This window comes from Paraburkholderia solitsugae, assembly GCF_013177695.1.
Taxonomy (GTDB): Bacteria; Pseudomonadota; Gammaproteobacteria; order Burkholderiales; family Burkholderiaceae; genus Paraburkholderia; species Paraburkholderia solitsugae.
On the sequence record NZ_WOEY01000019.1, the window covers coordinates 1 to 3,032 of the forward strand.

The following is a 3,032-nucleotide window of genomic DNA, read 5'->3' on the forward strand; positions in this document are numbered from 1 at the left end:
TCATAAGCAGTCCTTCAACACCGCATGAGTTGAAACCCGTGAAAGACAGACTCCACACCAACCCCTGAGATCAGACATTTCTAATTAGCCCAGACCCCGACATTTCAGAAAAGCCTCGACAAGTGGTACCTATGGAAGTGTTGCGTTTTTCGGGTATCTGGCGACGGCAACTCAAGGCTTCCAGCCGGATTCTGCGCAACAGAAACGGCCACGCATGCGACGCAACGGCTCCTGCTGCCTTTTTCCTTGCAAAACATTACTCAGACGTCGATAAACGCAGACATTGGCCATTCCCTCTGTCGCGCAACGCCGCGCCGTAGGTGCCAAGAATCAACAGGAACGCTGTTGTATGATCGTGCTTTTATTTCCAGGGCGGTCAAAGCCGACCGTCCTCTGCATTCTGACCGACCGCGGGCGCAAGCCGGTTGCACCTAACGTTTTGTAGCGAAGTCGCTACTCGAAAGTCGAACCGGCTGACCTGGGTGCGTCAGCGATTTCCTTTCCGCGATCGCCGCGATACGCTTCTGGCCATCAGCGAACGTCTTGAGCATGCGATGTGCATCCGCTCCCGGCGGCAGCCAGAAATGATCTTCGAGCGCCTGGCGTGTGATTGCACATGCGGCACCCTGCATCCGGCCGGATAGCCGGAACGCTACTTCGTCCCGATCTGACGATACGCCGGGCACGAAATCAGAAACGTCCATGTCACACCTCGTGAGTTCATCGGCGAATTTTTGACTGCCCTGACTAGGTCCGAATTTACCAAAACACGCATCTGGGCGACTGCCTATGCAGACCGCGGGTTTCAGTGCCCGAGGATGCGGGAGGTTCGGACCGCCCGGCCGCCTAGAGGCGGGGTTTGGGCGTGTGTGGTGGATAATAGGACGTTTGACGGTTAGTTGCGTTTATAAGCATTAGGGGCGACTGGGAACGGTGAGACTTTGCGGGAGCCTGAGGCGAATTTCTGCCAAGGACTTCCCGAATAGCAATCCCCGGACATTCTTTATCGAAAGCGCATCTTTTCGGTTCAGCGCCGACATATGACCACTTCCAAGCCCGTTGCGTCCGCACAGTACGACCGACGCACATGCGACAATCACACAACGTTCCGACCAGGCGATTACCCGTGATGGTGCAGTGATGACTGAGCAAACCTGCGTCCGTTGCGGCGCGAGAACGCCGCCGTACGATACCGTCAATGCCGCGTCATCAGAGGGCACCTACCGCCTGCTCTGTAGTCGGTGTTTCAACGAGGAAATGGCGCAATGGGCGGATATTATCGGTTTCGAGCATCCGCAGTTCACACCAGTTCGTCTGCTCGACGCGGATGGCGACTCGCACGAATTCCACTTCCGCAGCCTTCTGCTCGGGGACCAGATTTCACTTGAAGCGTTCGAACTTGCGGGCAACGACGAATCAGAAGGATTCCGCTTCCAGATCCTCGACGAATCGCAATCGGACCCCTTCGACCTGCTCGGAAAGCTTGTGCAGAAGATGATGCGCGCATTGTCAATGAAACACCTGCACGAGGACGGTAGCGGCCTGCAGGTCGCTGGCACGATGGCAAGAGGCCGTATCGAGTGGGATGGGGACGAAGACAGCCGCCTGCCCTGCGTCGTCATCGACGGCAAGCGTGTGGAATGGAACGATTTCGGCGCAATGCTGATGTCCTTCGAAGGGTGGCAGTTCAGGCTCGAACTGCTGGATCCGAGTGACGAGGCGTGATTCCGCAGATACTGCCCAGCCCTACTCTCCAGACGGACTCCACCGGGGATGTCCGTCGCTCACAGTGTCCGACGGTTCACCGCTCGATCGCTGTCTTGACTGGTCGTTGAACGATGCAACGGGCCAATAGGCGGTTGCCTAGTGATAATCATCCTCGCGCTGGTGCCAGACAGCGAGGATGCTCACCGTGCTCGCGCCCTCAATCTCGAACAGAACAACATATCCTGCGAAGCCAAATGGCACGACCAGTTCGGGCTCTGGTGCAAATAGCGGAAATGAGCGAGGAAGCTAGTTTTGATAGGATAACTTATTGATCCGAGAGAATAGTATTCCAAACCTCAGGTTTGGCGCGGAGCGTGAAATCTACTGTCTGGCCGGCCCGATCCACCGCGCGATAGAGGTACCCCCACTTGCCGCGGATTCTCAGGTACGTTTCGTCGACACGCCACGACTGTCCCGTGGGCGTGTCAAAACGGTTCCAGCGCGATTGACCCGAACCCGCACATTGACGCTACGATTTCGCAAGACGCGTCACGGAACGTTGCGTCCCATATTCTCCGACGACGCCGAAGCGATGTCGCCGGGACGTCTCCTAGTGGACGATTGATCGATGGGGACCTCTTTCTCATGGCAAAGATCGCAAGCCGGTCGGGTCTGCCTGCCCTTTCTTGCTTCACCGGACCCACTCTCAATGTTGTAGAAGAAAAAAGGTCGTTTCTAGTCGCCCAGCACATCGGAGACGAGTATTGATTGATGCGTTTTTGGCAGGCAGACCCGCACGCGCTCATGAAACCGTCTGCATACAAACACGTTTCGCTTTGAACAGTAGCTACACTGCTACTTAATTTTATCGTGAACGCCGATCATTGAAGTTCTGATGCTCCTTTACCATCACGGCGTCTTCAACGCTCTGCTAGGAAGCGCGTGCTGGGCCGGCCAAACTTGGTGGCCAGTCGTTGGTCTTCAGAAGTCTGTTTCCGGCTTTCGCAAAATTTCGTTCCTCGACCCGACGGCCAACGAGCAGACAGCGACCATCTGCCGCCGCAGTCACCTGCCAAAGCACGGCGCTGGACAGGTCTGCCAAGCGTCCGACCGCGGCGGTCGAATCGTGTCTTTCGTAGGCCGCGGGAACACTTTCACGCAAGACGTCTTAAGCAATTTTGTACTTGCCTGGCTAATGAGTCGGACCTGCAAAATTCAGTTTGCGTAGCGAGCTAAGCCACGGGGGCGGCCTGTCGGCGAACTGGAATCAACCCACCGAAAGTGGTTGTGGCGAGCAAGCGCCGACTTCAACGTGACATCGGCGA

At 56.5% G+C, this 3,032-nt stretch carries 3 protein-coding genes and 1 pseudogene; 1 reads left to right on the plus strand and 3 read right to left on the minus strand.

Annotation, left to right across the window (positions count from 1 at the left end):
- Nucleotides 1-431 precede the first annotated feature (431 nt).
- Nucleotides 432-704 carry a DUF1488 family protein gene (locus GNZ12_RS05165; protein ID WP_172309345.1) on the minus strand — a complete coding sequence of 91 codons (273 nt, stop codon included), beginning with the start codon at nt 702-704 and terminating at the stop codon, nt 432-434.
- 436 nt (nt 705-1,140) lie between these two features.
- Here GNZ12_RS05165 and GNZ12_RS05170 point away from each other — a divergent pair, with 436 nt between their 5' ends.
- On the plus strand, nt 1,141-1,725 hold the full coding sequence (locus GNZ12_RS05170; RefSeq protein WP_172309346.1) for a DUF7713 domain-containing protein: 585 nt from the start codon (nt 1,141-1,143) through the stop codon (nt 1,723-1,725).
- A 138-nt stretch (nt 1,726-1,863) separates the two neighbouring features.
- Here the strand turns inward: GNZ12_RS05170 and GNZ12_RS05175 are convergent, their stop codons facing one another.
- The gene (locus GNZ12_RS05175) at nt 1,864-1,974 is read right to left on the minus strand and encodes a type II toxin-antitoxin system RelE/ParE family toxin (protein ID WP_172309347.1); all 111 of its coding nucleotides are present in this window, start codon (nt 1,972-1,974) and stop codon (nt 1,864-1,866) included.
- A 97-nt stretch (nt 1,975-2,071) separates the two neighbouring features.
- Nucleotides 2,072-2,182, minus strand: a pseudogene (locus GNZ12_RS05180) (DDE-type integrase/transposase/recombinase); the annotation flags it as partial.
- Nucleotides 2,183-3,032 lie beyond the last annotated feature (850 nt).